Here is a 21,095-nt window from a genome sequence, read left to right as displayed (position 1 = left end):
AGTCTCCCAAGGGTTTAGAGATTTTATCCCCCCTCCCCCAATGTGTGAAAAATGAGATACTTTTGTAACGAAACTCCAAGATTAAAATCGATAGGAATATTCCACATATCGGTCAGTCGTCTTGGTCTTTCTATCATGACAAGACTTACAAAGTGCTTGCCAGTTAGATTGATTCCAAAAGAGTTCTTGGTCACCTCGGTGGGGTGTGATATGGTCAACCACTGTTGCCTTGGTCAATCGACCTTTGACTTTGCATTGAACACAAAGTGGTTGAACTTTTAAGTAACGAAGTCGTGCTTTGTTCCACTGGGCATTGTATCCTTTTGCACTGGTTGACTTGGAATCCAGTTGGTGGTTTGCTTTATGGTTCTCACAATACTTCTGACCATATGATACTAAGTTAGGACAACCATTTTGTTTACAAGGTATGCTTGGTCTTCGTGGCATTTTACTTCTCCCAAGGTAGATAGTCTTTCGTGAAATGCCCGAAGCAAGATGTTTTGGTGTAGTCTACATTCAAGAGATGAAGTTCCTTAATGATACCTCGTGGTGTTAAATCATACCGCTCACGAATCATTCCTTCCAGTTGTTTTGTGGTGTAGCGACTGGTTCCAAAGGTTTCTACATACACCGATACAGGTTCTGCAACTCCAATGGCATAGGCTAATTGTACTTCACATCGTTTCGCATACCCTTCTCGTACAATATCCTTGGCAATCTTTCGTGCCATGTATGCTGCTGAGCGGTCAACCTTGCTTGGGTCTTTTCCAGAGAAAGCACCGCCACCATGATGTGCGAAACCACCATATGTATCTGCCACAATTTTTCGACCAGTAACTCCTGCATCCGCCAATGAACCACCAAGTACGAAACGACCAGTTGGATTGACTAGAACTTTGAAATCTAGATTCTGACGGTAACGAAGTGCTACTGACATCATAGCTTCGGTCACAATTCGTTTCACTTTGGCAAGGTCGGCCATTTCAGTATGTTGGATGGAAACTAAAAAGGTATCAATCCGATTCTTCTCATAGTCGTAGGAAACCTGAGCTTTGGCATCCTTTCCAAGTAAGGGGTGACCAAGCGACATCAGTTTCTCAAGAACTCGAGTTGCTAGAACATAAGGCAGTGGGAGGTACTCAGGTGTTTCATCAGTCGCATAACCAAACATCATTCCTTGGTCACCAGCACCACCATTATCAACACCTTGGGCAATATCAGAACTTTGGAGTCCAAGTAGGTTAGTTACCCGAACATTCTTCATACCAAGTGGCTCGACAACCCGACGAACAATGTTCTCGAGATTAAAGTAATGTCTTGTCGAAATTTCACCAGCTACTATAACCTGGGTATCTTTGATTAAGGTCTCAACTGCCACTCGACTTGATTTGTCAAACTTGAGACACTCCGTCAAAATGGCATCTGAAATCTGATCACAGATTTTATCTGGGTGTCCAACTGAAACTTGTTCACTAGAAATAATCATAATTCCTCCACGCAAAAAGCCCAACCTTTATGAGGCTAGGCTTTACTTTATTTTACTGATTTTTGGCCTGCTTCGTAGGCTCTCTCCAATGCTCTTTTGATACCCCATACCGAAACATCGTAGAAGTCTAGATTGTCGCTCCAACGTTTTTCCAAGGTTTCTACAAAAAGTTCTTCTTTTGCAATTTCTGTTAAAAGGGCATTGAGTTTTTCTTGTTGACGCTTTGTCATGGTATTGTTCTCCTCTTCTTTTGTTGTGTACATATTAACTCTAAAAAGGAGATATATCCAGTCATTTCTGCATAAATTTAAAGATATTTTAAACAGTTAAAACCATCAAAACCGCCTCAAGAATGGCTTCACGTTCTTCTGTTTCAGGATAGAGTTCCCATCCTCTGTCGTAAGAAACGATTGTTTCTTCAGCTACTTCAATATCTAATTTGAAAACACATCCAAGGTCAATTCCAACTTCTGAAGGTTGGGTACTAACCTTGGCAATGTAATCCACTTTTTGTCCCTGATAATCAATCCGTCCGTCAGTCCACATGGTTATTCTCCTTTGGTTTTTCTAGGTGTATATTACCCTATCAGCCAAAGAATATCCAGTCATTTGAGGGAGATTTTTATCTTTTTTGACATCTTAAGTATATCACATGTCTAGGTTGAAAATCAGTACTAAACCAGTACAAATTTAGTGCTAATTTAGTACCAATTTAGTGCACTCAACCATCACTAGATAGGGATGTGATAATCTTCCACCTTAAGTTCAAGGCTTTTTGAAGTCCAACGATAACACTTGCGTAATTGTTTTAGAATCTTACGCCTACGATAAGCAAGTGTTGAATGACTGATTTCATAAATCTCTTCTAGTTCAGTCCAACTCTTGCCTAAGTAAATTAAATCCTTGGATAATGGCTTCAAATCCTCAGGTATTAGCTCCATAACGAACTCAAAGTAGTAAAGATCCATTTTTAAGCAGTAGTAGGTATTAAGCAAACTACTGAGGTACTCTTGATTTTCTTGTTCTTGTTTTTCTCTAAAACTAAGAGAAATCAGCTCACTACGACCATGGTTTTTACTTTTCTTGACCTTTTCATGCTCTGACTTCTCAAATACCAGTGACTGAATCACACTATTCTCTGAGATAGGTCGATAGTTGAGCAATTTCTCCTGAACTAAATGTAACTTCATTTTCATGTCACGATAGTTTTTAGCTATATATTCCACCTTATCCATCTGTTCCTCCTACTTGTGCTTTAACAGCTTCAATCAGCTGTTCTTGTTGTGCATCTTTGTTTCCTAGTGCCTTGAGGATTTCCTCATCAATCGTTCCTTCAGTCACAATGTGTTGAATAACAACTGTCTCAGCCTCCTGGCCTTGACGCCAAAGTCGTGCATTGGTTTGTTGGTATAATTCCAAAGACCACGTTAATCCAAACCAGACCAAGTGGTGACCACCTTTTTGGAGGTTCAACCCATGACCTGCTCCAGCTGGATGAATTAAGCCAACTGGTACATTGCCCTTATTCCATTCACGAATATCTTCTTCTGTTTTCAACACCCGACTCGTTATCTTGAGTTTTTCTAAACGACCCGTAATCCGAGCCAAGTCATGTTTGAACCAATAGGCAACTAAGACAGGTTCTCCATTTGCGGATTCGAGGATATCTTCAAGGGCATCTAGTTTTTGTTCATGAAGTGGCACAACCGTATGATCATCAGAATATACAGCTCCATTGGATAACTGAACTAACTTGTTCGTTAGGCTTGCAGCATTTGCGGCAGTTACTTCTAATCCGTCTAACTCTGACAAGACATACTCTTTCTTAAACTGAATGTATTTTTCTTTTTCCTTTTCTGACATACGCACCAGTTTCTTAGTTGAAATTAATTCGGGCATATCCAGATAATCTAGGGCTTTCATAGAAATGGTAATATCACTAATCTTGTCTTGAATTTGACACTCCGCATAATCCATGGGGATGTATTCATAGACAATGTTTCCATTGCGACGACCTTCTTCAAAGTAGCGACTACGAAACTCACCGATGAAGCGACCAAGACGTTCTCCTCCGTCAATGACTTTAAACTCTGCGAACAAGTCCATCAGTCCATTCGAGCTTGGTGTTCCTGTTAGTCCAACCACTCGCTTCATGTAAGGTCGCATAGTCATGAAGGCTTTGAAACGCTTGGACTGCCAAGACTTGAAAGAACTCAATTCATCAATTACAACCATGTCCCACTTGAAATACGGACTGCATTGTTCCACCAGCCAAGGTAGGTTTTCACGATTTACGATATAGATATCCGCATCTTTCTGAAGGGCTACTTTTCGTTGCTTGGGAGTACCAACTATTTTCGAATACCGTAAGTTACGCAACTCAGACCATTGCTCAATCTCGTCACTCCAGACAGTATTTGCGACTCGCAGTGGGGCAATAACCAAAACCTTAGTAACCTCAAATCGGTCAAACATCAGCTCATTTACTGCAGACAAGGTTGTAGCCGTCTTCCCCATCCCCATGTCTAGGATGACTGCTGCATAAGGGTGACCTATGATGAAGTCCTTAGCGACTACCTGATAGTTATGTAATGTCAATTTCATCTAACACTTCTCCAATCATCTCAATGCGGTCAATGACATAAACCTTAAAGCCTAACCGCTCGAACAGTTTATGTCTTGACACTTGTAACTTCCTTGGCTTCTGGTCGGGAGCCTTTACTTCCACCAAGCCAAACTTGCCCTTGGGTAAAAACACCAAACGATCTGGAACACCAGAAAAAGATGGTGATACCCACTTAGGACAAATGCCTCCTCTAGCTTTCACAGACTTCACCAAAGCTTGCTCAACGTACTTTTCTTTCATCGTTCTAAATCCTTTCGTCAAATTGACGTGTGTAGGTCTAGTGCAGTCATTTCCAAAACTCCCCTTATAGGCTTTTTATAGTAATTTTTGCTTATAGGATAGTTTTAGAAAAGACCATAATAGACCTACACAAAATCAAAAAATGTTACTCATGCTGGTCGTTTTAAGCATTTATCTGAAACCTCATTCAAAATAAGTTCCAACCATTCAGTCAACGACTTTCACACCTAAATTAGTCTAGCCCCCCTCTTGTGGAGGTAAGTTGGCTAAAAATGTCGGTCATTAATCTAAGAAATCATATCCATCATCAACCAATTTCAAACCAAGAATGAGGTTACCTTTACTTGTCCGTTTTCGTTTAAAACCTGCCTGATCAAGTGCAGAATAAAAATCGGTCGTACTGCGTGTGTACTCCATGTTTTTGGCGCAATAGGCACGATACTGACTGTAAAGTTCTCCTGATTTTTCTGACAACTGATCACCAACTTGACAACAGTCACTAAGGAAGTGTCCTAACCAATCATTTGCTTCTCGGTAGGCTTTGACGGATGCTGATACGGCAGTTGGTACTTTTGTTTTGAAGTTCGCTTTGATGGCTTTTTCTGCACCTTCGATAATCCAAGACATGATGGCTGGTGCTGCATTGTCATATAAATGGTCCGCAAAGTTTTTAATGTCAGAGCGACCAGTGATTTTGGCATTAAAGGGAATAACAACCAAACGTCGCCACGTTCCATCATCGTTCGCTCCTACTTTAGGCAGATGGTTAGTGTAAAGAACTAGCGTATGTGATGGCACAAAGTGGAAGGGATCCTTATATTTCTTCTCAGCTTGGATTTCATCCGTTGAGGTAATCTGCTTCACAACGGCTGTATTGAGTCGCATCCCCTCGGCCATCTCAGAAGCAATAACCAAACGTTTCCCTTTAAGCTCAGCCAGCTCAGGACTGACATTTCGCTTGTTAGACATAGTTAAAGCATCCGCAGATAATTTACCCGAATAGCTCCCTAGCACACGAGCGATGGTATTCCAAAAAGTAGACTTGCCGTTCGCTCCGCCTCCATAGGCAATAATCATGTGTTCCTGATAGACCTTACCGATGGCTGCCATTCCAATGATTTCTTGAACATAATCAATCAATTCTTGGTCATTACAGAAAAAGGTAGCTAACGTTTCCTGCCATAATCCCATTCCCTGATCACTAGGGGAGACTGCGGTTATTTTTGTTATGTAATCTTCAGGATTGTGTTCTTGTTGCCCATTTATTCCCTTTCGTAAATCATAGGTAGCCTCTGGGGTATTGAGTAATAAGTCATCACTATCTAATTCTGACAATTCAACTGAAAGCATCGGCTTGGCTGTATTATAGACAGCCATCAAATTCTTATAGTCACGATGTTTCATGACAAATTTATGGAACTCTTTAGCTGCAAGATAGGCTTTTAAATATTTCAATTGAAGTGGAGTTTCGACTGCATTTTCTAGACGCTTTCCTCCATCCTTAATGGTCAATTCATCAATACCTGAAGACTGAAGTTGCTTATCTGCAGATTCCAAGAGTGCATTCGCTTCAGCAAGTTGTTCATCTGTAAAGTGTACAACTGCACCTAGTGCCAACTGCTTATTCTCACGCCAGTGAGTTCCGTCATAGTAAAGATAGTCAGTTGCATTGGTGTAGGCCAGCTTATTAGCATATTCTCTAGCAAGCACACCAGCCTCGCCTACATCTGAGTAATCATCTGGTTTTAATGTTTCTCTATTGAAAGCATCTGGAGCCACGTAGCCTTTGGATGTTTTTATAGTTCTATTGTAGAATCTGACTGCACTTCCCCAGATGGTATCTAACTCTGTTTTATCAAGTGGCGGTACACATTTCTGAGCCTGTTCATCAAAGCCATCTCTTGATTCTTGCGTTACTCCTAAACGTTTTAGAATTTTTGATGCAAAGACTGACATGGTAGAATTACGACTGCCTTGCTGGATTGGACCATTTGGTGGCGTATAGAAATCTGCATCGAAATCTTCATCGTCATCAATAGACACAGCTTGAAACAAATCTTCATCAATAGTTAGCCATGAATCATGCCAAACTACCTCTGCTTGCGGATTTCCAAAGAAGAAACGTGCCGCATCTTTAGCATTATCATCAAAAAACTTGTATTGATTACAGAGTTCTTCCTTCATTGCTACATAGATGTCTTTATCCGCTACCTCTTCAATCTGAAAATAGATGTGAAACTTCGGTCGAGGTACTTTGCCACCTTTAGCCTTCAAATGACTTCTACTGGTGACCAAGGCAAAATTGTAATCCGCAAAGATTTCTTTTAATCGTTCTACAGTTATCCATTCATATGGATTTTCAGAATGGTCATTATCAATATCCATGACCAAAACGTCCGACTGGATGAAATTGGTATTTGAGCGTGTATTGTTTAAAAAAAGCCCTGCCACATGGTCGTATTGCACAACAGTTTGTAGCGATATTTCATCAGTAATAATTACTTGATTGGGATAAACCGTGGTTGTCTGAACCCCAGTCTGTCCAGAATGAGATAAGGTAAATTGCATTATGCACCCTCCAAATGTAATTAATGATGTGTGGAGATTTTTCCCTCCTACCTTATTAGGTAGAACTATGGCTCATTTTTCCGCACCTTAATAAAATTTTTTTCAAAAAAAATAATCTTCCTTTATATAGTTAGAGGAAGATTATTTTCATGTTTACCAAATTAAAAAAATTTTATAAAAAAGCGGAAAATTACATCCTAGTATTACCTATATAGGTGTAAGGGATGAAAAACATCGATTCAAAAAATTTTTAATAAAAACCGGAATTTCTGTTCACATCTCTACCTAATAAGATAGGAGGTCACAAAATGACTCAAGAAATAACAGTGAATCACAATGATGAACTGGTCGATACACTCACCGCCATCAGCGTCATCTCAAAGCAACTCGCTCGTAAAATAAAGGAGGAAGAAATCAATGAGCAAAATGAAAGAACTGAATAGACTGATTCATGATATGGAAGAAACCGCAAAGTACTACCTTCGATTGGTGGATGAGTTCAAAAAACTCCTATCTACTGATGATGAAACAGTTCCTGAACCAATATCACCAAAATCTGAACCACGAAGGGAAATTCAATTGGAGGATGTCCGTGCAGTCCTTGCGACCAAAGCTAAAAACGGATTTAAGAATGAGGTTCGTGCACTTCTAAATGCTTACGGTGCTTCTTCTCTATCAGCTCTTGACCCTAAACACTTTGCGGCAGTCCTTGAAGAAGCTGGAGGGATTGGTAATGACTAACCACGCCATTCTATCTGCTTCTGCATCACATCGTTGGTTGAACTGCCCACCTTCCGTTCGGTTAACAGAAGATATACCAGATGAAACCTCTGAGTTTGCCCTTGAAGGTACTGATGCTCACGAGTTGTGTGCTTATCTAGTCGAGAATGCTTTAGGGAGGAATGCGCGTGATCCAACTGAGAATTTAGTATTTTATAACGATGAGATGCAGGAATGTGCAGAAGAATATTGCAACTATGTCATCGAGCAAGTTGAGAAAGCCAAAGGCTACTCTCGTGACCCTACAGTTCTTGTCGAACAACGACTTGACTTTTCCAAATGGGTGCCTGAGGGCTTTGGGACTGGGGATTGCATCATCGTGGCAGACGGACTCCTTCAGGTTATTGACTATAAACACGGACTTGGGGTTCTAGTTGATGCAGACCACAACCCTCAAATGATGTGTTATGCACTTGGAGCACTTGAAATGTTTGATGGACTTTATGATTTCGATAAAGTTACCATGACAATCTTTCAACCACGAAAACATAACATTTCTACCTTTGAGATAGAAAAGACTGAGTTGCTTGAATGGGCTGAAAACGTGCTCGCTCCAAAAGCTGAACTTGCATTCAAAGGTGAAGGGGAAATGCAGTCTGGTAAACACTGCCAATTCTGTAAACTCAAGAATGTCTGTCGCAAACGTGCTGAGGATAATTTAGCTCTTGCCCAGATGGAGTTTGCGAATCCAGCCACCCTTGATAACGAGGACATTGCAGAGATTTTGCCTAAACTAGATTTGTTGATTTCATGGGCAAACGACATCAAAGCTTATGCATTAAATCAAGCAACAGATGGACATCCTATCCCAGGATATAAACTGGTTGAAGGTCGCTCTGTTCGTAAATTCTCTGATGAGTCAGCCGTCAGTCAGATTATGATTGAAGCTGGCTTTGACCCTTACGAGAAGAAACTGCTCACTATCACTGCCATGACCAAACTCGTTGGTAAGAAAACCTTTAATGACCTACTTGGTGGTCTTATCATAAAACCAAGTGGAAAACCAACACTCGTTCCTATTGGCGATAGCCGTCAAGAGATGAACCTAGCAAAAAATGAATTTAAAGAGGATTAACTATATGACAACTAAAGTAATTACAGGACCAAACACTCGCTTCAGCTACTTAAATGCCAATGAGCCAAAGTCAATTAACGGTAGCATTCCCAAGTACAGTGCCTCACTCATCATCCCAAAAGAGGATACTGTCACCATTAACAAAATCAAATCCGCCATTGAGCAAGCTTACAAAGAAGGTGAGTCAAAACTCAAAGGCAATGGCAAATCTGTACCTGCATTATCTACTCTAAAAACTCCTCTACGTGACGGTGATCTTGAACGCCCTGATGATGAAGCGTACAAAAATGCTTACTTCGTAAATGCTAACTCTCCGCATAAACCTGGTGTGGTTGATGGCAATCGTCAAGAAATTATTGATACTTCAGAATTGTACTCTGGTATCTATGGTCGTGCTTCTATTACCTTCTATGCTTTCAATTCTAACGGCAACAAAGGTATTGCTTGCGGTTTGAATAACTTGCAAAAATTGCGTGATGGTGAACCCCTCGGAGGACGCACTCGTGCTGAGGATGATTTTGCGACAGAAGACGATGATGACTTTTTGAACTAGAAAGAGAGAATTAAATTGATGATGTATACTATTTTAACTTGTACTATTTTGGGCCTCTGGGTGCTAATCGGACTATACTTCGGGTATATGACCATAAGAGATGACATTCGAAATGAAATTGATCGTAGGGCAAAGCAAAATAAAGAAAAACTTAGCCAAACGCCACTCAGTCGGAAAAATAAATAAAACTTTAGGTGGCAGTACTTCTGTCACCTTTTCCAGAAAGGACAACCTATGCCGATTAAAGAACTCAGCATTGACATCGAAACCTATTGTGAAATTGACTTACGAAAATCTGGTACCTATCGCTATGCGGAAGATAACAGTTTTGAAATCCTTTTGTTTGCGGTTTCTGTCGATAATGGACCAGTGACTGTTTACGACTTTAATAAAGAGAAGTTACCACAAGATATTCTTGAAGCTTTAGTAGACGATAGAGTCATCAAATGGGCATTCAACGCTTCATTTGAGCGAATTTGTCTGTCCAACTGGCTCAAGAAACATCATCCTGAATTATTATTAGATGGATTTCTCTCGCCTAATTCATGGCGGTGTAGCATGATTTGGTCAGCGTACTTAGGACTTCCTCTCTCCCTTGAAGGAGTTGGAACAGTTCTCAAACTCAAAGACCAAAAGATGAGGGAGGGAGCTGACCTCATTCGCTACTTCTGCTTACCTTGTAAGCCGACGAAAATTAACGGTGGGCGGACACGTAACCTCCCTCATCACGCGCCTGACAAATGGTCTACCTTTATCGATTACAACAGACGTGATGTTGAGGTCGAATTGGCCATCAAGGAACGACTGAAAAACTTCCCAGTACCTAATTTTGTTTGGGATGAGTACCTCCAAGATCAGATTATAAATGACCATGGTATTGGCATAGATGTTAACTTTGTAAAAGCCGCTATAAAAATAGACGGAGAGAGCAAAGCCAAAATTCAAGAAGAGTTAAAAGCATTAACAGGTCTTGAAAATCCCAACTCTGTTCTGCAGATGATTGGCTGGCTACGTGAACATGGGGTAACTACGGATTCTCTAGACAAAAAAGCTGTGAAAGAATTACTCAAAACGGTTGATGAAACAACTGCTCAAGTTCTTAAACTTCGGCAGCAAGCCGCCAAATCAAGTGTATCCAAATATCTAGCCATGATGAACTGTGTTTGTAAGGACGGTCGAGCAAGGGGGATGTTTCAATTCTATGGAGCAAACCGAACTGGTCGATGGGCTGGCCGTTTGGTGCAACTTCAGAACTTACCACAGAATCACCTTCGTGACCTAGAGGAAGCTAGAGAACTTTTCAGAACAGGTGACTTAGAAGCTACTGAGCTACTCTACGATACTCAGGATACCTTATCGCAACTTATCCGTACTGCTTTCGTTCCAAGTGAAGGAAAGAAATTCATTGTTTGCGACTTTTCAGCTATCGAAGCTCGTGTACTCTCCCACTTAGCTGGTGAGAGATGGCGTAGTAAGGTCTTTGAACAAGGTAAGGATATCTACTGTATGTCTGCGTCTCATATGTTTGGAGTACCAGTTGAAAAGTATGGACAAAATTCTGAACTCAGACAAAAAGGAAAAATTGCGGAGCTAGCTTGTGGCTATGGTGGATCAATCGGAGCACTTAAGGCAATGGGAGCAATAGATATGGGGCTTTCTGAGAATGAGTTACAGCCACTCGTAGATTCCTGGAGACAGGCCAACCCAAATATCGTCCTATTTTGGTGGGATGTTGACAATGCTGTAAAAACAGCTGTTAAGAAACGAATTCCAACATCAATTCACGATATTCAATTTGAAGTTAAAAGTGGCATTTTGTTCATCTCCCTTCCCTCTGGTCGTAAACTATCGTATATCAAGCCAAAAATTGGCGAGAACCAGTTCGGTGGAGAGTCTGTCACATACGAAGGAACTGGAACTGCCAAACGTTGGGAGAGGTTAGAAAGTTATGGTCCAAAATTTGTGGAGAACATTGTCCAAGCTATCAGTCGTGATATTCTTGCATTTGCTCTGAAACAACTAAATGAGTTTAAGATTGTAGGCCATGTACATGATGAAGTAATAATCGAATGTCCAAGGGAACAAAAACTTGATGAGATTTCATCGTTGATGAGAATTGCGCCAGACTGGATGTCTGATATTAACCTTCGTGCTGACGGATACGAATGCTTATTCTATCAGAAAGATTAGCAAAAAATCGCCACCTCAGAAATTGAGATGGCGATTTTCAATTATTGATTTAGTTCATTATATACCTCCTTTGCGAGTGCATGGGCTTTCTTGATTGCATCATACCCTTGGGTCTTTTTCAGACCAAGTTTTTCAATGATTTCCTGTTTGCTTATCGTGAAATCATGGTAAATCAGTTTGAGGATTTTACCGTACTTTTCATTACGTTGATAAACAACATCAATCAATTCTTCAAGTGTTTCAATAAGCATCAGTTTCTCCTCGTGAGATGGGATTCCAGTTGGATCGTATCCAAATTTCTCATCATTATCCATATTCTGTAACATCTCATCTAAAGATAAATCATCATGCTTACCTTTAGAATGACGGCTCAAGTATTCATTGGTATCCATGTTAAAGACACGAAGGACATTCGCAAACTCTTCTCGCTCAACAGGTACAAATCCAACAAGAATTCGCTTTCCATAGATATTAAATGTTTTGAGATTATCTCGATTTACATCCTCGTTAACTAGCATCGTTTTATCTCTAAAAACGAAAGGAGCTAATACTTGTGTATCTGTAGGTTCTACACCATTATAAGACTTTTCACTTTGATAGCGATCTGGAGTATATTTTGAGTTTCGATTTTGTTCATTATTTGACATGTGTTGTCTCCTTTTCCTTCGTACACAAAGGAATTGGACATGCCAAAAGAACTATTAAATTTTGTTTCTGACCACATCAGCAGTTCCTTTGCTAAATCATGGTCAGCTGGCTTTATAGCTGAACTGCTATTTCTTAAAGACACAGTTAAAGCCTATAACGTAGGATAATTTCCCCATTACAAAGTATCTTTAAGAAGTCAATAAAATGTAGGATTAATCTTTACAACATAAGTATAGATCTTTGCAACCCTAAAAAACAGGTAGTCTAGACTTCCGTATCTAAACCCTATTGGCTATAATGTTCTTGATAAGAAAAAGCCTTGAAATAATCAATTAATGAGCAAAAAGCGGAAATTCAATTTCCGCTTTTTGGATTAAAAAAAAAAAGACCATCAAAAATTTGATAGTCTATAGTGTCTTCATTTGTGCTGCTTGTAATATCGTATTTATTTCAGCTAATGGTTTGTAATAACTTGTCGTTAGTAACAGTTTATAAACTTGATGCTGATGAATTTTAGTTAATTTGTGTCCCGCCTTTTCAAGCATATCTTCGCTTATAGGAGGCATAAGTTTTAAAGCAAAACAAAATGCCAATGCTAACTCAAGCTTAGGTAGATTATCTTCTTTGGTTTCATAACTTCTGAGAGTTTTTTCCGTAATACCAACAATATTCGCTAATAATGGTTGAGAGCATTTTTTCCTCTTTCTGTGACTACGTAATGTCCCAGAGAATTCAAAAGGTAATTCCTTTAATAAATCAGAAATATTTTTTGAAAGTTTCACCATTTCTAAAGGTGGTAACTGATCCATTAAACTCGGATTCTGTAAAATCTCCACAAAGTCAGCTTTTATTTCGCTCTCTCTTGTTACCCCACGATTCAATACATAATCATAATAGTCTTCGTCAGATATGGTAGTATATTTCTTCGACTTTACCTTGAAAAGGAGACAACATTCATCCATATGTTCATAAGCATAATCAGTCATCACTGGTCCATCTTTTGTCATGGATATATATTTTTTATCTTTTAAACAAAGATGGTTATCAATGTAAAGAAACTTATTTCCATCAATGATTTGTCTGAATGACTCATTAAAACAATATTCAAAGCATAAATCATTCGAAGTGATTGTATAGCTACTTCCATTATCAAAAGCTTCAAGCTCAAAAGCGAAATTGTGCATATACCTATCATCTAAGTAATTGTAAACACCGTTTGCTTCTTTGAAGCCCAAGTCAATCATTCGAATTTTTGCTGCCTGCTTGGATACATTAAAGAATTCAGCAAGTTCATCAACCACTTCACGTACAAGTTCAGAGCGACTGATGTCAGGATTTACTAAGGTTAAAGTTTGAAATAACTCTCTAATCTTAATTTTCGTTTGAACTTTTGGCATAAGGATTCGAGGAGCAATCCCATTAGCATGCCACTCCATCCAATCAAGTGGAGACCACATGCTAGAATCTGCCTGATTTTCCTCTGTCCAACTACTAGATACTGAGTATCTATTATCAAGTATCATTCTTACTTCGTGAAATACTTTATGTAATTCCCAATGCACGCACTCATGAATGACAGTATTATTGAAAGATCCAACATTTCTCTTATAGACAACATCTTTATCTACCAATATACATCCTTTGCTAAAATGCTTCGAGACAAGTTGGTCATTTTCTATCACCTCTACTTTAGTATCTTTAAAAACCATTTTACCAAAAACTGAATCGTCAAATGTTAACTTCTCTCGATGTATCGAAAGTCCCATCTCAGCGACAATTAACTCTACCGGTATAGGAGTTGGCTGCCTAAGTGCTACAGGATAATATTTTTTTAGAAATGATTCTGCAATGTTATCAAATTCTTTCTTAGGGATGTACGGAACCCAATCCCTACTAAGCATCAAATTTTTATTTTTTTTATATTGGTCAGATTTGAACTCTGCATTGTAAATATTAAAAACTTTAATACCTGAATCAAGCTCCATATCTACATAGACTGAAACGTACTTCGATTTCGTATCTAGTTCCATTTCACCTTTGATGTACTGACGAACAATAACATCCGCAATCACAATAATTTCAAGTTTCAGTTTAGAATTATCAACTACTTCATAGTAAATCTTATATAGTTCGAAATCATCAAACTCAATATATCCATTAGGTTCGGGCACCATGTAAGTAGATAAATCAGTATTATCTTTATTATTGAAAATGAATCCTCTAACAGTTTTTATGATTAACTCATGGTAAGTATCAAAAATATATTTATCGAACAATGAATCACCTTTAAGTAAGTGTATTTTTTAATAAGATTATAACACATTTTGTAAAGGCTTACGATTTTTGATATAATTATTTTATAAATTAGGAGGTAATGCCATGTCTAAAAGATCTGATGAATTTGAAAATAATATTGTGGAATTTGTAAAACAGAATATTAACCAACCTTTGCCAAGTCAATTACCCAAATGGATGATTGACGAAGGTATTGTACCAGGAGCTATAATTCAAGATGTAAAAGGTATAGGTAGCAAAGACAGTAAAAATAAAACAGATGTGATTATTCATTTATCAGAAGGGGCTCCAATAAAAATTTCTGCAAAGTTATTAAATGCTGACTACTTTGGAAATTGGTATGGGCATAAAAGGTTTATAGATGAATTTGGCTGCAAAGCATTTCAAAGGATGACTACTGCTGCTACTTGTTGGGCTAATAAATGGAGTGAAAGTACAAATGCACCTTTTGTAGGCGTTAGTATTTGTTTCGGTAAGAGAGCTGGAAAAACTTTTGATAATTTTACCGATATATTTAACATTGAGGATATTCTAACTGTAGCAAAAGGATACGGAGAAAGTGATTCTGTTGCTAACTGTATGTATATTGCTGATACTCCTGCTAATACACTTTCCGAACTTATTCAAAGTTTAGATGAAATTAGTATTGAGAACATAAATAAAGTAACTGAGGAATTTAAAGTTGCCTACAGACCTATCAACCCTATAACAGAAAAATCAAATAGGGGTAAGAATGTTTATTCTAAATTTAAACCATATAAGCGTTTAGATGAGCTTACGACGATTTCTAGTGCCAAACAACTATTTGAACTCGGAGAGTTTGTTACCGTTGAACCTACTAAAATCAATCACAATCATATTTTAGATGAATTAGAGAGAGACTATAATATCAAAATTCCACGTAAAGAATCATAACACAGTGGAAATTATTAAAATTAGAGTGTTTAAAGTCTAATTGTTAAAAACAATGATTCTAAATACTTATTTATTCTCTTTTCTATAATAATCCTAAACAAAAAAATATGATAATATCAATTTCTGAAAATACTAATCATACCAAAATATAATAAAAATTCTTTATTAGCTATTGTTTCGATTTATGTAAAGAAATATGGTAAAATGATTATTACAGAATTTAATAGAGAGTGCGAGAAAATCATAGATTATGTTAAGTACAAGCATAGAACCACATCAAAATTTTGAAAGTAATATCAAGACATCCGAATCCACTGAACGTTCTCGTGGTAAGTTTAAACCTGCAAAAGACTTATCACTAGATGAGATTCAGTCAGTGTTACTTAACAAAATAAAAGAAGAAACATCAAAAATCATTGAAGATGAGTTGGATGAAGAATTAATTAAAGAATGTAATAATTTCCAACCTAAAAATAAAATTAATGTTGTAAGTTTATTTTCAGGTGCTGGTGGATTAGACTTAGGTACAGAATTAGCCGGTCTGGTTACTTCAATCGGATATGATAAAGCTTTTGATGCGTTTCGCTCAAAAGAAATCTATGAAAATGAAAGAAAAAAATCAATTTTTAATACCGTATATACAAATGATATGTTTGTAGAAGCTAATAAAACTTACAAAAAAAACTTTAATCATAAAATTCTTCAGCATCAAAAAGACATACGAAAAGTAGCACACTTTCCTAATAATCAACTAATGATTGGAGGCTTTCCCTGTCCAGGTTTTAGCGAAGCAGGACCAAGGCTAATTGATGATGAACGTAATTTTCTTTACTTACATTTTATTCGCGCACTGATACAAACACAACCAGAATTCTTTGTAGCAGAAAATGTCAAAGGAATGATGACACTTGGAAAAGGTGAAGTTCTTAAACAAATTATTGAAGATTTTTCAAGTGCTGGTTATGAAGTTACTGCCCATCTAGTCAATGCGAGGGACTATGGTGTACCTCAATCTCGAGAACGTGTATTTTTAATTGGAGTCCACAAAGAAAAAATAGTGAAAAAATTTAACTATTCCTACTCCCTTCCACAACCTACTCATGGCAACCCCAACGAAATAAGCCTTTTTGCTGAAAGAAAGCCTTGGGTTACATTAAAAGAAGCTATCGGTGATTTAGAAAATAACCCTGGCCCATATTTTAAAGGTTCTTATAGTACTATCTACATGAGTCGAAATAGAAAAAAAAATTGGGATGAACAAAGTTTCACTATACAAGCCAGTGGACGTCAGGCACCTCAACATCCTGGAGGTGAACCAATGGAAAAAATAGGACATAATAAATGGATATTTAAAGGAGAAAATAGACGTCTTTCTGTAAAAGAAATTCAGAGAATACAAACATTCCCAGATTGGTATGATTTCAGTTTAGGTTCACCAATTGGAAAAAACGGTAAGCCTATTTCAGAAAATGCACTTCTTGATAAAGCATATAAGCAAATTGGAAATGCTGTCCCAGTCTTGCTAGCAAGGGCAATTATACAACCAATTTCTGATTTCTTAGCTTCTATCCATACAAACATAGAATAGCCCTACTCGTGTATGGCTATTTTATATTGCAATTTTTAGTATTTTTGTTATAATTTTGTTAAGTTATAATTTAACAAGAGGATTTTATGTTTTCAAAAGAACGTCTAAAGAATCGAAGAAATGAAAAAAAGTTATCACAATCCGAAATTGCTTCGAAAATTGGAATCAACAGAACTGCCTTTCATAATTGGGAATCAGGTAAATCTATCCCTAACCAAAAAAACCTAACAGCTCTCGCCAAAATCCTAGATGTCCCAGTCACTTATTTTGAATCTGAATACAATATCGTCAATAACTATCTTCAGTTATCTCCTGATAATCAGGTAAAGGCAGAGGACTATGTTGAGGAACTTCTTCTTTCCCAACAAGCTTCTAACGTCATTCCACTCTTCTCAGTCCAAGTGCTATCAGATATCCAACTCTCAGCTGGTCTCGGAGAAGGATTCTTTGACGAGTTTGAAACTGAAACTGTCTACTCTGATGAAGAACAATACGGCTACGATATTGCCGCATGGATTGAGGGAGATTCTATGGAGCCCGTTTATAAGAGCGGTGAAGTCGCACTTATTCGCTCGAACGGTTTCGACTATGATGGTGCGGTCTATGCATTATCATGGAAAGACTCTGTTTATATCAAAAAACTCTACCGTGATGAGGATGGATTTAGAATGGTATCCTTGAATAAGGACTATCCAGAGAAGTTCATCCCTTATGAGGATGAGCCAAGAATTGTTGGTCTAGTTGTGGGACACTTCATGCCTGTAGAGGGGGTATAATCATGAAGCTAAAGGATATTTTAGAACTTGGAACGTATGGTTTCAACCCTGATTGTAAAGTTGAAATTTTCAATATGGACAACTTTGAAGAACGACTAGAAAATGAAGATTCGATGAAATTCTTATTCCTCAAAATGAGGATGCTAAAATCTATCCTTACGCTTTTTTGATAGAAGATTCTATTTTAATTACTATGACCGAGGAGGATGACAATACCAATGAATGTTAAAGAAATGATTTACATCAAAGACGAACGTATTATCGTCACCACTGACAAATTCGAATACGACATTACTGACTATATCGGAGAACTTATCGAAGAGCTTGAAAAACTAAAAAGGAGATAATCCCATGGGCTATATCGACTATTCTATTGAACCTCAAAGTGACATAGCCTTCCTCGATATGAAGTCCTTCTACGCTTCGGTAGAATGTGTGGATAGAGGTTTACATCCACTCTACACATCACTGTGCGTCATGAGCCGAGCGGATAACTCGGCAGGATTGATTCTCGCTTCTTCTCCAATGTTCAAGAAAGTCTTCGGTAAAGCTAACGTAGGTCGTTCCTACGACTTGCCATTTGATATCAACACTCGAAAATTCAGCTATCAAAATGCATGGAAACAGGGAATTGAGGTAACACCGAAGTATCAATCGTTTATTGAACACTGGGCAAAGCGTACACTCATCGTTCCTCCTCGAATGGACAGATATATTGAGAAGAATCTAGAGATTCAGCATATCTTTCAAGATTATGCTGCTCCAGATGACATTCTCCCCTATTCAATCGATGAAGGCTTTATTGACCTTACTAGCTCACTCTCTTACTTTATTTCTGATAAGTCAATGTCAAGGAAAGATAAGTTAGATAATATTTCGGCTATGATTCAGAGAGATATTTACCGTAAAACAGGTATTATTTCAACTGTTGGAATGAGCAATTCCAATCCTCTTCTAGCTAAATTAGCTCTAGATAATGAAGCTAAGAAAACTGCTACAATGAGAGCTAACTGGTCATACGAAGATGTAGAAACCAAGGTATGGGCCATTCCAAAATTAACAGACTTTTGGGGGATTGGTAGTAAAACCGAGATTCATTTACAAAAACTTGGCATTCATTCAATCAAAGAACTGGCCAATTTCAATCCTGATATTCTCAAAAAAGAATTCGGTAAAGTCGGTGTTCAACTTTGGTTTCATGCCAATGGAGTTGATGAGAGTAACGTCCATGAACCCTATAAACCAAAATCACGAGGATTGGGTAACTCACAAGTACTTCCTAGAGATTACAGAACCCAAAGAGAAATTGAAATCGTATTAGCTGAAATGGCTGACCAGGTTGCTAATCGACTGCGTTCAGCCCATAAGAAAGCAACTGTTGTTTCAATCCATATTGGCTATTCTAGGACTGAGATGAAAAAATCTATAAATGCTCAGAAAAAAATTGAACCCGCAAATCTTCCAAAAACAATGGTTGGTCATGTACTAGAATTATTCCGAAAAAAATACACCTCTGGTGCAGTGAGACAAATTGGTGTATCTTATAGTGGCTTCGTAGATGAAAGTTATACTCTACTATCACTCTTTGATGATGTAGAACAAATTGAAAAAGATAATAGACTTCAGACAGCTATTGATGTTGTCAGAGAACAGTTTGGCTTTTTAGCCATACAAAAAGGAACCGTCCTAACTGAAGGTTCCAGAAATATTGAACGCAGTAAACTTATCGGCGGTCATTCCGCTGGTGGATTGGAGGGATTAAAATGATTGACCGTTCATACTTACCATTTCAATCAGCAAGAGAGTACCAGGATACTAAGATGCAAAAATGGATGGGCTTTTTCCTATCTGAGCATACATCAGCACTCTCTGATGATACAAACAAAGTAACGTACATGTCTGACTTATCACTAGAGAAGAAATTATTACTCCTCAGTCAAGTATACGCTAGTCAACTAAACACGCGCATTCAAGTGATTGAAAAAAACAAGCGTGTTTCCTACACTGGAACAATACCAAGTCTGACCAAAGATTTCATTTTGATAAAAACTACAACAGGTCACATCAATTTGAAATTAAAAGACATTATTAGTATTGAACTTGTCGAGGAGGTGCTCTATGAATCAGCTTGAGTTTCAGCGTAATCACCTGCAAATGGACTATTACAGCGAGAGCTACCAAGATTTTGAACGTGACTTTTATCGCTACTCCAATATGAATATTCCATTGACCTTCCTGACCGATGATATCCTCAAAACAATGGCAACTTCTCATAAGAATTACTTTGTCCTCAATAAGGAAAAGACTAGAGATAACCGTGATCACTTCTTCATTTTCGACGTAAGCACCGTAGATGAGAATCCACTAATCTATCATTATACATATAAGAAAACTACAACATATTTAGCAGAAAAATAGGAGCAGTTCAATTGACTGTTCCTATTTTTAATCTTCATAAAATCTCAAGTCTTTATACTCTTTAACAATGGAGTCGCCAGCCAGAACAGACTATACTGACCAGCGACTACCTAAAATTTAATGTTTCAGCTTAATTTTCTTATCTCTAATTTCATAAACTACATCAGCTACATTTTCGAGTAATCGTTTATCGTGGGTGATAAACACGATAGTTCCGGTGTACTCCTTCATTAGTATTTCCAAAGCCTCTAAACTTGGTATGTCAAGGAAGTTACTGGGTTCATCCATTATTAGGATGTTATATCTACCCATGAGCATTTTAGCAAGCAACAATTTTATAATTTCTCCACCGCTTAAAACAGATAAGCTTTTTCCAATATCGTTCTGTTTGAACCCCATAGATGCTAGCACAGAACGAATTTCTGATATATTGTAATCACAATCCTTCTGCATAAACTCCATAACATTCTGATTACTGTTGTACTTGTAACCATTCTGTGCAAAGTAACCTATTTTTGCCTTAGGTGAAATAGAAATTCCTTCTTCATGGTTTAAGATCATTTGGATTAAAGTTGTTTTTCCGGTTCCATTACCACCCGTTAATGCCACTTTTGCTCCTAGCGGAATTTGAAAAGATGCATTTTCAAACAGTGCCTTATCCCCAAATACTTTATTAATTTCCGCACCGACTATAGGGTATGGATTATGGAGCTCCAATGCTTTACTTTGCCTGAAACGAATTCTGCGAATGCCTTCCGGAGCTTCTACTTTTCCTAATGCCGCAATCCTGTTCTCTAGGGATTTAGCGGCATTATGCATCTTTTTTTCCTTACTTCCTATTGATTTTTGATGAGCTAAACGCCCTCCGCCTTCAGTACTTTTTTTCTTTGAAGAACCTTTTGCCTTCTGTTCTATTTTACGAGCCTGTTTTCGCTTT

Annotated in this window: 23 protein-coding genes and 1 pseudogene; 13 read left to right on the top strand and 11 right to left on the bottom strand. The window is 37.9% G+C overall.

Going from position 1 to position 21,095, the window contains the following annotated elements:
* Positions 1 to 81: 81 nt before the first annotated feature.
* From HMPREF2987_RS09430 to HMPREF2987_RS09395, 8 genes are all read right to left on the bottom strand, one after another.
* Positions 82 to 447, bottom strand: coding sequence for an HNH endonuclease signature motif containing protein (locus HMPREF2987_RS09430; RefSeq protein ID WP_075230316.1), 366 nt, complete (start codon positions 445 to 447; stop codon positions 82 to 84).
* A gap of 1 nt (position 448) precedes the next feature.
* Positions 449 to 1,486, bottom strand: a complete 1,038-nt coding sequence (metK, locus tag HMPREF2987_RS09425; RefSeq protein ID WP_075230315.1) for a methionine adenosyltransferase — start codon at positions 1,484 to 1,486, stop codon at positions 449 to 451.
* Positions 1,487 to 1,533: 47 nt separating this feature from the next.
* Positions 1,534 to 1,716 carry a DUF6900 domain-containing protein gene (locus HMPREF2987_RS09420; RefSeq protein WP_024388637.1) on the bottom strand — a complete coding sequence of 61 codons (183 nt, stop codon included), beginning with the start codon at positions 1,714 to 1,716 and terminating at the stop codon, positions 1,534 to 1,536.
* 88 nt (positions 1,717 to 1,804) lie between these two features.
* Positions 1,805 to 2,032 carry a DUF7678 domain-containing protein gene (locus tag HMPREF2987_RS09415; protein WP_075230314.1) on the bottom strand — a complete coding sequence of 76 codons (228 nt, stop codon included), beginning with the start codon at positions 2,030 to 2,032 and terminating at the stop codon, positions 1,805 to 1,807.
* Positions 2,033 to 2,217: 185 nt separating this feature from the next.
* On the bottom strand, positions 2,218 to 2,721 hold the full coding sequence (locus HMPREF2987_RS09410) for a hypothetical protein (protein WP_011184696.1): 504 nt from the start codon (positions 2,719 to 2,721) through the stop codon (positions 2,218 to 2,220).
* Positions 2,714 to 4,090 carry a DEAD/DEAH box helicase gene (locus tag HMPREF2987_RS09405; RefSeq protein WP_075230313.1) on the bottom strand — a complete coding sequence of 459 codons (1,377 nt, stop codon included), beginning with the start codon at positions 4,088 to 4,090 and terminating at the stop codon, positions 2,714 to 2,716. The genes HMPREF2987_RS09410 and HMPREF2987_RS09405 overlap by 8 nt, the downstream gene beginning before the upstream one ends.
* Positions 4,071 to 4,352: a VRR-NUC domain-containing protein gene (locus HMPREF2987_RS09400; protein ID WP_075230312.1), complete on the bottom strand. Its 282-nt coding sequence runs from the start codon at positions 4,350 to 4,352 to the stop codon at positions 4,071 to 4,073. Before HMPREF2987_RS09400 ends, HMPREF2987_RS09405 begins: the two co-directional genes overlap by 20 nt.
* A gap of 282 nt (positions 4,353 to 4,634) precedes the next feature.
* Positions 4,635 to 6,920, bottom strand: coding sequence for a phage/plasmid primase, P4 family (locus HMPREF2987_RS09395; RefSeq protein WP_075230311.1), 2,286 nt, complete (start codon positions 6,918 to 6,920; stop codon positions 4,635 to 4,637).
* 308 nt (positions 6,921 to 7,228) lie between these two features.
* Here HMPREF2987_RS09395 and HMPREF2987_RS11350 point away from each other — a divergent pair, with 308 nt between their 5' ends.
* The 5 genes from HMPREF2987_RS11350 to HMPREF2987_RS09375 all read left to right on the top strand — a co-directional run bounded on the left by HMPREF2987_RS11350 (position 7,229) and on the right by HMPREF2987_RS09375 (position 11,518).
* On the top strand, positions 7,229 to 7,363 hold the full coding sequence (locus HMPREF2987_RS11350; RefSeq protein ID WP_015057839.1) for a hypothetical protein: 135 nt from the start codon (positions 7,229 to 7,231) through the stop codon (positions 7,361 to 7,363).
* A complete protein-coding gene (locus HMPREF2987_RS09390; RefSeq protein WP_075230310.1) occupies positions 7,338 to 7,661 on the top strand; it encodes a hypothetical protein in 324 nt (107 codons plus the stop codon). Before HMPREF2987_RS11350 ends, HMPREF2987_RS09390 begins: the two co-directional genes overlap by 26 nt.
* Positions 7,654 to 8,775, top strand: coding sequence for a DUF2800 domain-containing protein (locus tag HMPREF2987_RS09385; protein WP_075230309.1), 1,122 nt, complete (start codon positions 7,654 to 7,656; stop codon positions 8,773 to 8,775). The genes HMPREF2987_RS09390 and HMPREF2987_RS09385 overlap by 8 nt, the downstream gene beginning before the upstream one ends.
* A 4-nt stretch (positions 8,776 to 8,779) precedes the next feature.
* Entirely contained in the window at positions 8,780 to 9,328 is a 549-nt protein-coding gene (locus tag HMPREF2987_RS09380; RefSeq protein ID WP_029185051.1) for a DUF2815 family protein, read from the top strand.
* Between the two features lie 234 nt (positions 9,329 to 9,562).
* Positions 9,563 to 11,518 carry a DNA polymerase gene (locus HMPREF2987_RS09375; RefSeq protein WP_075230308.1) on the top strand — a complete coding sequence of 652 codons (1,956 nt, stop codon included), beginning with the start codon at positions 9,563 to 9,565 and terminating at the stop codon, positions 11,516 to 11,518.
* Positions 11,519 to 11,559: 41 nt separating this feature from the next.
* Here the strand turns inward: HMPREF2987_RS09375 and HMPREF2987_RS09370 are convergent, their stop codons facing one another.
* Positions 11,560 to 12,165: a hypothetical protein gene (locus HMPREF2987_RS09370; protein WP_075230307.1), complete on the bottom strand. Its 606-nt coding sequence runs from the start codon at positions 12,163 to 12,165 to the stop codon at positions 11,560 to 11,562.
* 39 nt (positions 12,166 to 12,204) lie between these two features.
* On the opposite strand from HMPREF2987_RS09370, the gene HMPREF2987_RS11345 reads away from it, so the two are divergent.
* Positions 12,205 to 12,333 (top strand): hypothetical protein, encoded by a 129-nt coding sequence (locus HMPREF2987_RS11345; protein WP_257375206.1) that lies wholly within the window; start codon positions 12,205 to 12,207, stop codon positions 12,331 to 12,333.
* Between the two features lie 240 nt (positions 12,334 to 12,573).
* On the opposite strand, the gene HMPREF2987_RS09365 is transcribed toward HMPREF2987_RS11345, so the two are convergent.
* A complete protein-coding gene (locus HMPREF2987_RS09365; protein WP_075230306.1) occupies positions 12,574 to 14,442 on the bottom strand; it encodes an ImmA/IrrE family metallo-endopeptidase in 1,869 nt (622 codons plus the stop codon).
* A gap of 103 nt (positions 14,443 to 14,545) precedes the next feature.
* Here HMPREF2987_RS09365 and HMPREF2987_RS09360 point away from each other — a divergent pair, with 103 nt between their 5' ends.
* From HMPREF2987_RS09360 to HMPREF2987_RS09330, 7 genes are all read left to right on the top strand, one after another.
* The gene (locus tag HMPREF2987_RS09360) at positions 14,546 to 15,376 is read left to right on the top strand and encodes a hypothetical protein (RefSeq protein WP_024388626.1); all 831 of its coding nucleotides are present in this window, start codon (positions 14,546 to 14,548) and stop codon (positions 15,374 to 15,376) included.
* Between the two features lie 250 nt (positions 15,377 to 15,626).
* Entirely contained in the window at positions 15,627 to 16,964 is a 1,338-nt protein-coding gene (locus tag HMPREF2987_RS09355; RefSeq protein ID WP_079268956.1) for a DNA cytosine methyltransferase, read from the top strand.
* A gap of 86 nt (positions 16,965 to 17,050) precedes the next feature.
* Complete coding sequence (locus HMPREF2987_RS09350) at positions 17,051 to 17,740, top strand: LexA family transcriptional regulator (RefSeq protein ID WP_075230305.1); 690 nt, start codon at positions 17,051 to 17,053, stop codon at positions 17,738 to 17,740.
* 206 nt (positions 17,741 to 17,946) lie between these two features.
* Positions 17,947 to 18,087 (top strand): hypothetical protein, encoded by a 141-nt coding sequence (locus HMPREF2987_RS11080; RefSeq protein WP_180364516.1) that lies wholly within the window; start codon positions 17,947 to 17,949, stop codon positions 18,085 to 18,087.
* A 4-nt stretch (positions 18,088 to 18,091) separates the two neighbouring features.
* Positions 18,092 to 19,507 carry a Y-family DNA polymerase gene (locus HMPREF2987_RS09340; RefSeq protein ID WP_075230304.1) on the top strand — a complete coding sequence of 472 codons (1,416 nt, stop codon included), beginning with the start codon at positions 18,092 to 18,094 and terminating at the stop codon, positions 19,505 to 19,507.
* Entirely contained in the window at positions 19,504 to 19,872 is a 369-nt protein-coding gene (locus tag HMPREF2987_RS09335; RefSeq protein WP_075230303.1) for a hypothetical protein, read from the top strand. The genes HMPREF2987_RS09340 and HMPREF2987_RS09335 overlap by 4 nt, the downstream gene beginning before the upstream one ends.
* Entirely contained in the window at positions 19,859 to 20,158 is a 300-nt protein-coding gene (locus HMPREF2987_RS09330; protein WP_018374804.1) for a DUF5960 family protein, read from the top strand. Before HMPREF2987_RS09335 ends, HMPREF2987_RS09330 begins: the two co-directional genes overlap by 14 nt.
* Before the next feature lie 117 nt (positions 20,159 to 20,275).
* Here HMPREF2987_RS09330 and msr(D) read toward each other — a convergent pair.
* Positions 20,276 to 21,095, bottom strand: a pseudogene (gene msr(D) / locus HMPREF2987_RS09325) (ABC-F type ribosomal protection protein Msr(D)); the annotation flags it as partial.

It is taken from the genome of Streptococcus sp. HMSC067H01 (genome assembly GCF_001814775.1).
In the GTDB taxonomy this organism is placed as follows: domain Bacteria; phylum Bacillota; class Bacilli; order Lactobacillales; family Streptococcaceae; genus Streptococcus.
Note: the sequence above shows the minus strand (reverse complement) of the source record. Positions and strands in the feature narration are given on the sequence as shown.

Bases quoted from the DNA above. Each gene is read 5' to 3' on its own strand.
- metK (WP_075230315.1), bottom strand. From the start codon at position 1,486: ATGATTATTTCTAGTGAACAAGTTTCAGTTGGACACCCAGATAAAATC.
- HMPREF2987_RS09330 (WP_018374804.1), top strand. From the start codon at position 19,859: ATGAATCAGCTTGAGTTTCAGCGTAATCACCTGCAAATGGACTATTAC.
- HMPREF2987_RS11345 (WP_257375206.1), top strand. From the start codon at position 12,205: ATGCCAAAAGAACTATTAAATTTTGTTTCTGACCACATCAGCAGTTCC.
- HMPREF2987_RS09380 (WP_029185051.1), top strand. From the start codon at position 8,780: ATGACAACTAAAGTAATTACAGGACCAAACACTCGCTTCAGCTACTTA.
- HMPREF2987_RS11350 (WP_015057839.1), top strand. From the start codon at position 7,229: ATGACTCAAGAAATAACAGTGAATCACAATGATGAACTGGTCGATACA.
- HMPREF2987_RS09340 (WP_075230304.1), top strand. From the start codon at position 18,092: ATGGGCTATATCGACTATTCTATTGAACCTCAAAGTGACATAGCCTTC.
- HMPREF2987_RS09385 (WP_075230309.1), top strand. From the start codon at position 7,654: ATGACTAACCACGCCATTCTATCTGCTTCTGCATCACATCGTTGGTTG.
- HMPREF2987_RS09370 (WP_075230307.1), bottom strand. From the start codon at position 12,165: ATGTCAAATAATGAACAAAATCGAAACTCAAAATATACTCCAGATCGC.
- HMPREF2987_RS09420 (WP_024388637.1), bottom strand. From the start codon at position 1,716: ATGACAAAGCGTCAACAAGAAAAACTCAATGCCCTTTTAACAGAAATT.
- HMPREF2987_RS09405 (WP_075230313.1), bottom strand. From the start codon at position 4,090: ATGAAATTGACATTACATAACTATCAGGTAGTCGCTAAGGACTTCATC.
- HMPREF2987_RS09415 (WP_075230314.1), bottom strand. From the start codon at position 2,032: ATGTGGACTGACGGACGGATTGATTATCAGGGACAAAAAGTGGATTAC.
- HMPREF2987_RS09360 (WP_024388626.1), top strand. From the start codon at position 14,546: ATGTCTAAAAGATCTGATGAATTTGAAAATAATATTGTGGAATTTGTA.
- HMPREF2987_RS09335 (WP_075230303.1), top strand. From the start codon at position 19,504: ATGATTGACCGTTCATACTTACCATTTCAATCAGCAAGAGAGTACCAG.
- HMPREF2987_RS11080 (WP_180364516.1), top strand. From the start codon at position 17,947: ATGACAATACCAATGAATGTTAAAGAAATGATTTACATCAAAGACGAA.
- HMPREF2987_RS09390 (WP_075230310.1), top strand. From the start codon at position 7,338: ATGAGCAAAATGAAAGAACTGAATAGACTGATTCATGATATGGAAGAA.
- HMPREF2987_RS09375 (WP_075230308.1), top strand. From the start codon at position 9,563: ATGCCGATTAAAGAACTCAGCATTGACATCGAAACCTATTGTGAAATT.
- HMPREF2987_RS09355 (WP_079268956.1), top strand. From the start codon at position 15,627: ATGTTAAGTACAAGCATAGAACCACATCAAAATTTTGAAAGTAATATC.
- HMPREF2987_RS09410 (WP_011184696.1), bottom strand. From the start codon at position 2,721: ATGGATAAGGTGGAATATATAGCTAAAAACTATCGTGACATGAAAATG.
- HMPREF2987_RS09395 (WP_075230311.1), bottom strand. From the start codon at position 6,920: ATGCAATTTACCTTATCTCATTCTGGACAGACTGGGGTTCAGACAACC.
- HMPREF2987_RS09400 (WP_075230312.1), bottom strand. From the start codon at position 4,352: ATGAAAGAAAAGTACGTTGAGCAAGCTTTGGTGAAGTCTGTGAAAGCT.
- HMPREF2987_RS09350 (WP_075230305.1), top strand. From the start codon at position 17,051: ATGTTTTCAAAAGAACGTCTAAAGAATCGAAGAAATGAAAAAAAGTTA.
- HMPREF2987_RS09430 (WP_075230316.1), bottom strand. From the start codon at position 447: ATGCCACGAAGACCAAGCATACCTTGTAAACAAAATGGTTGTCCTAAC.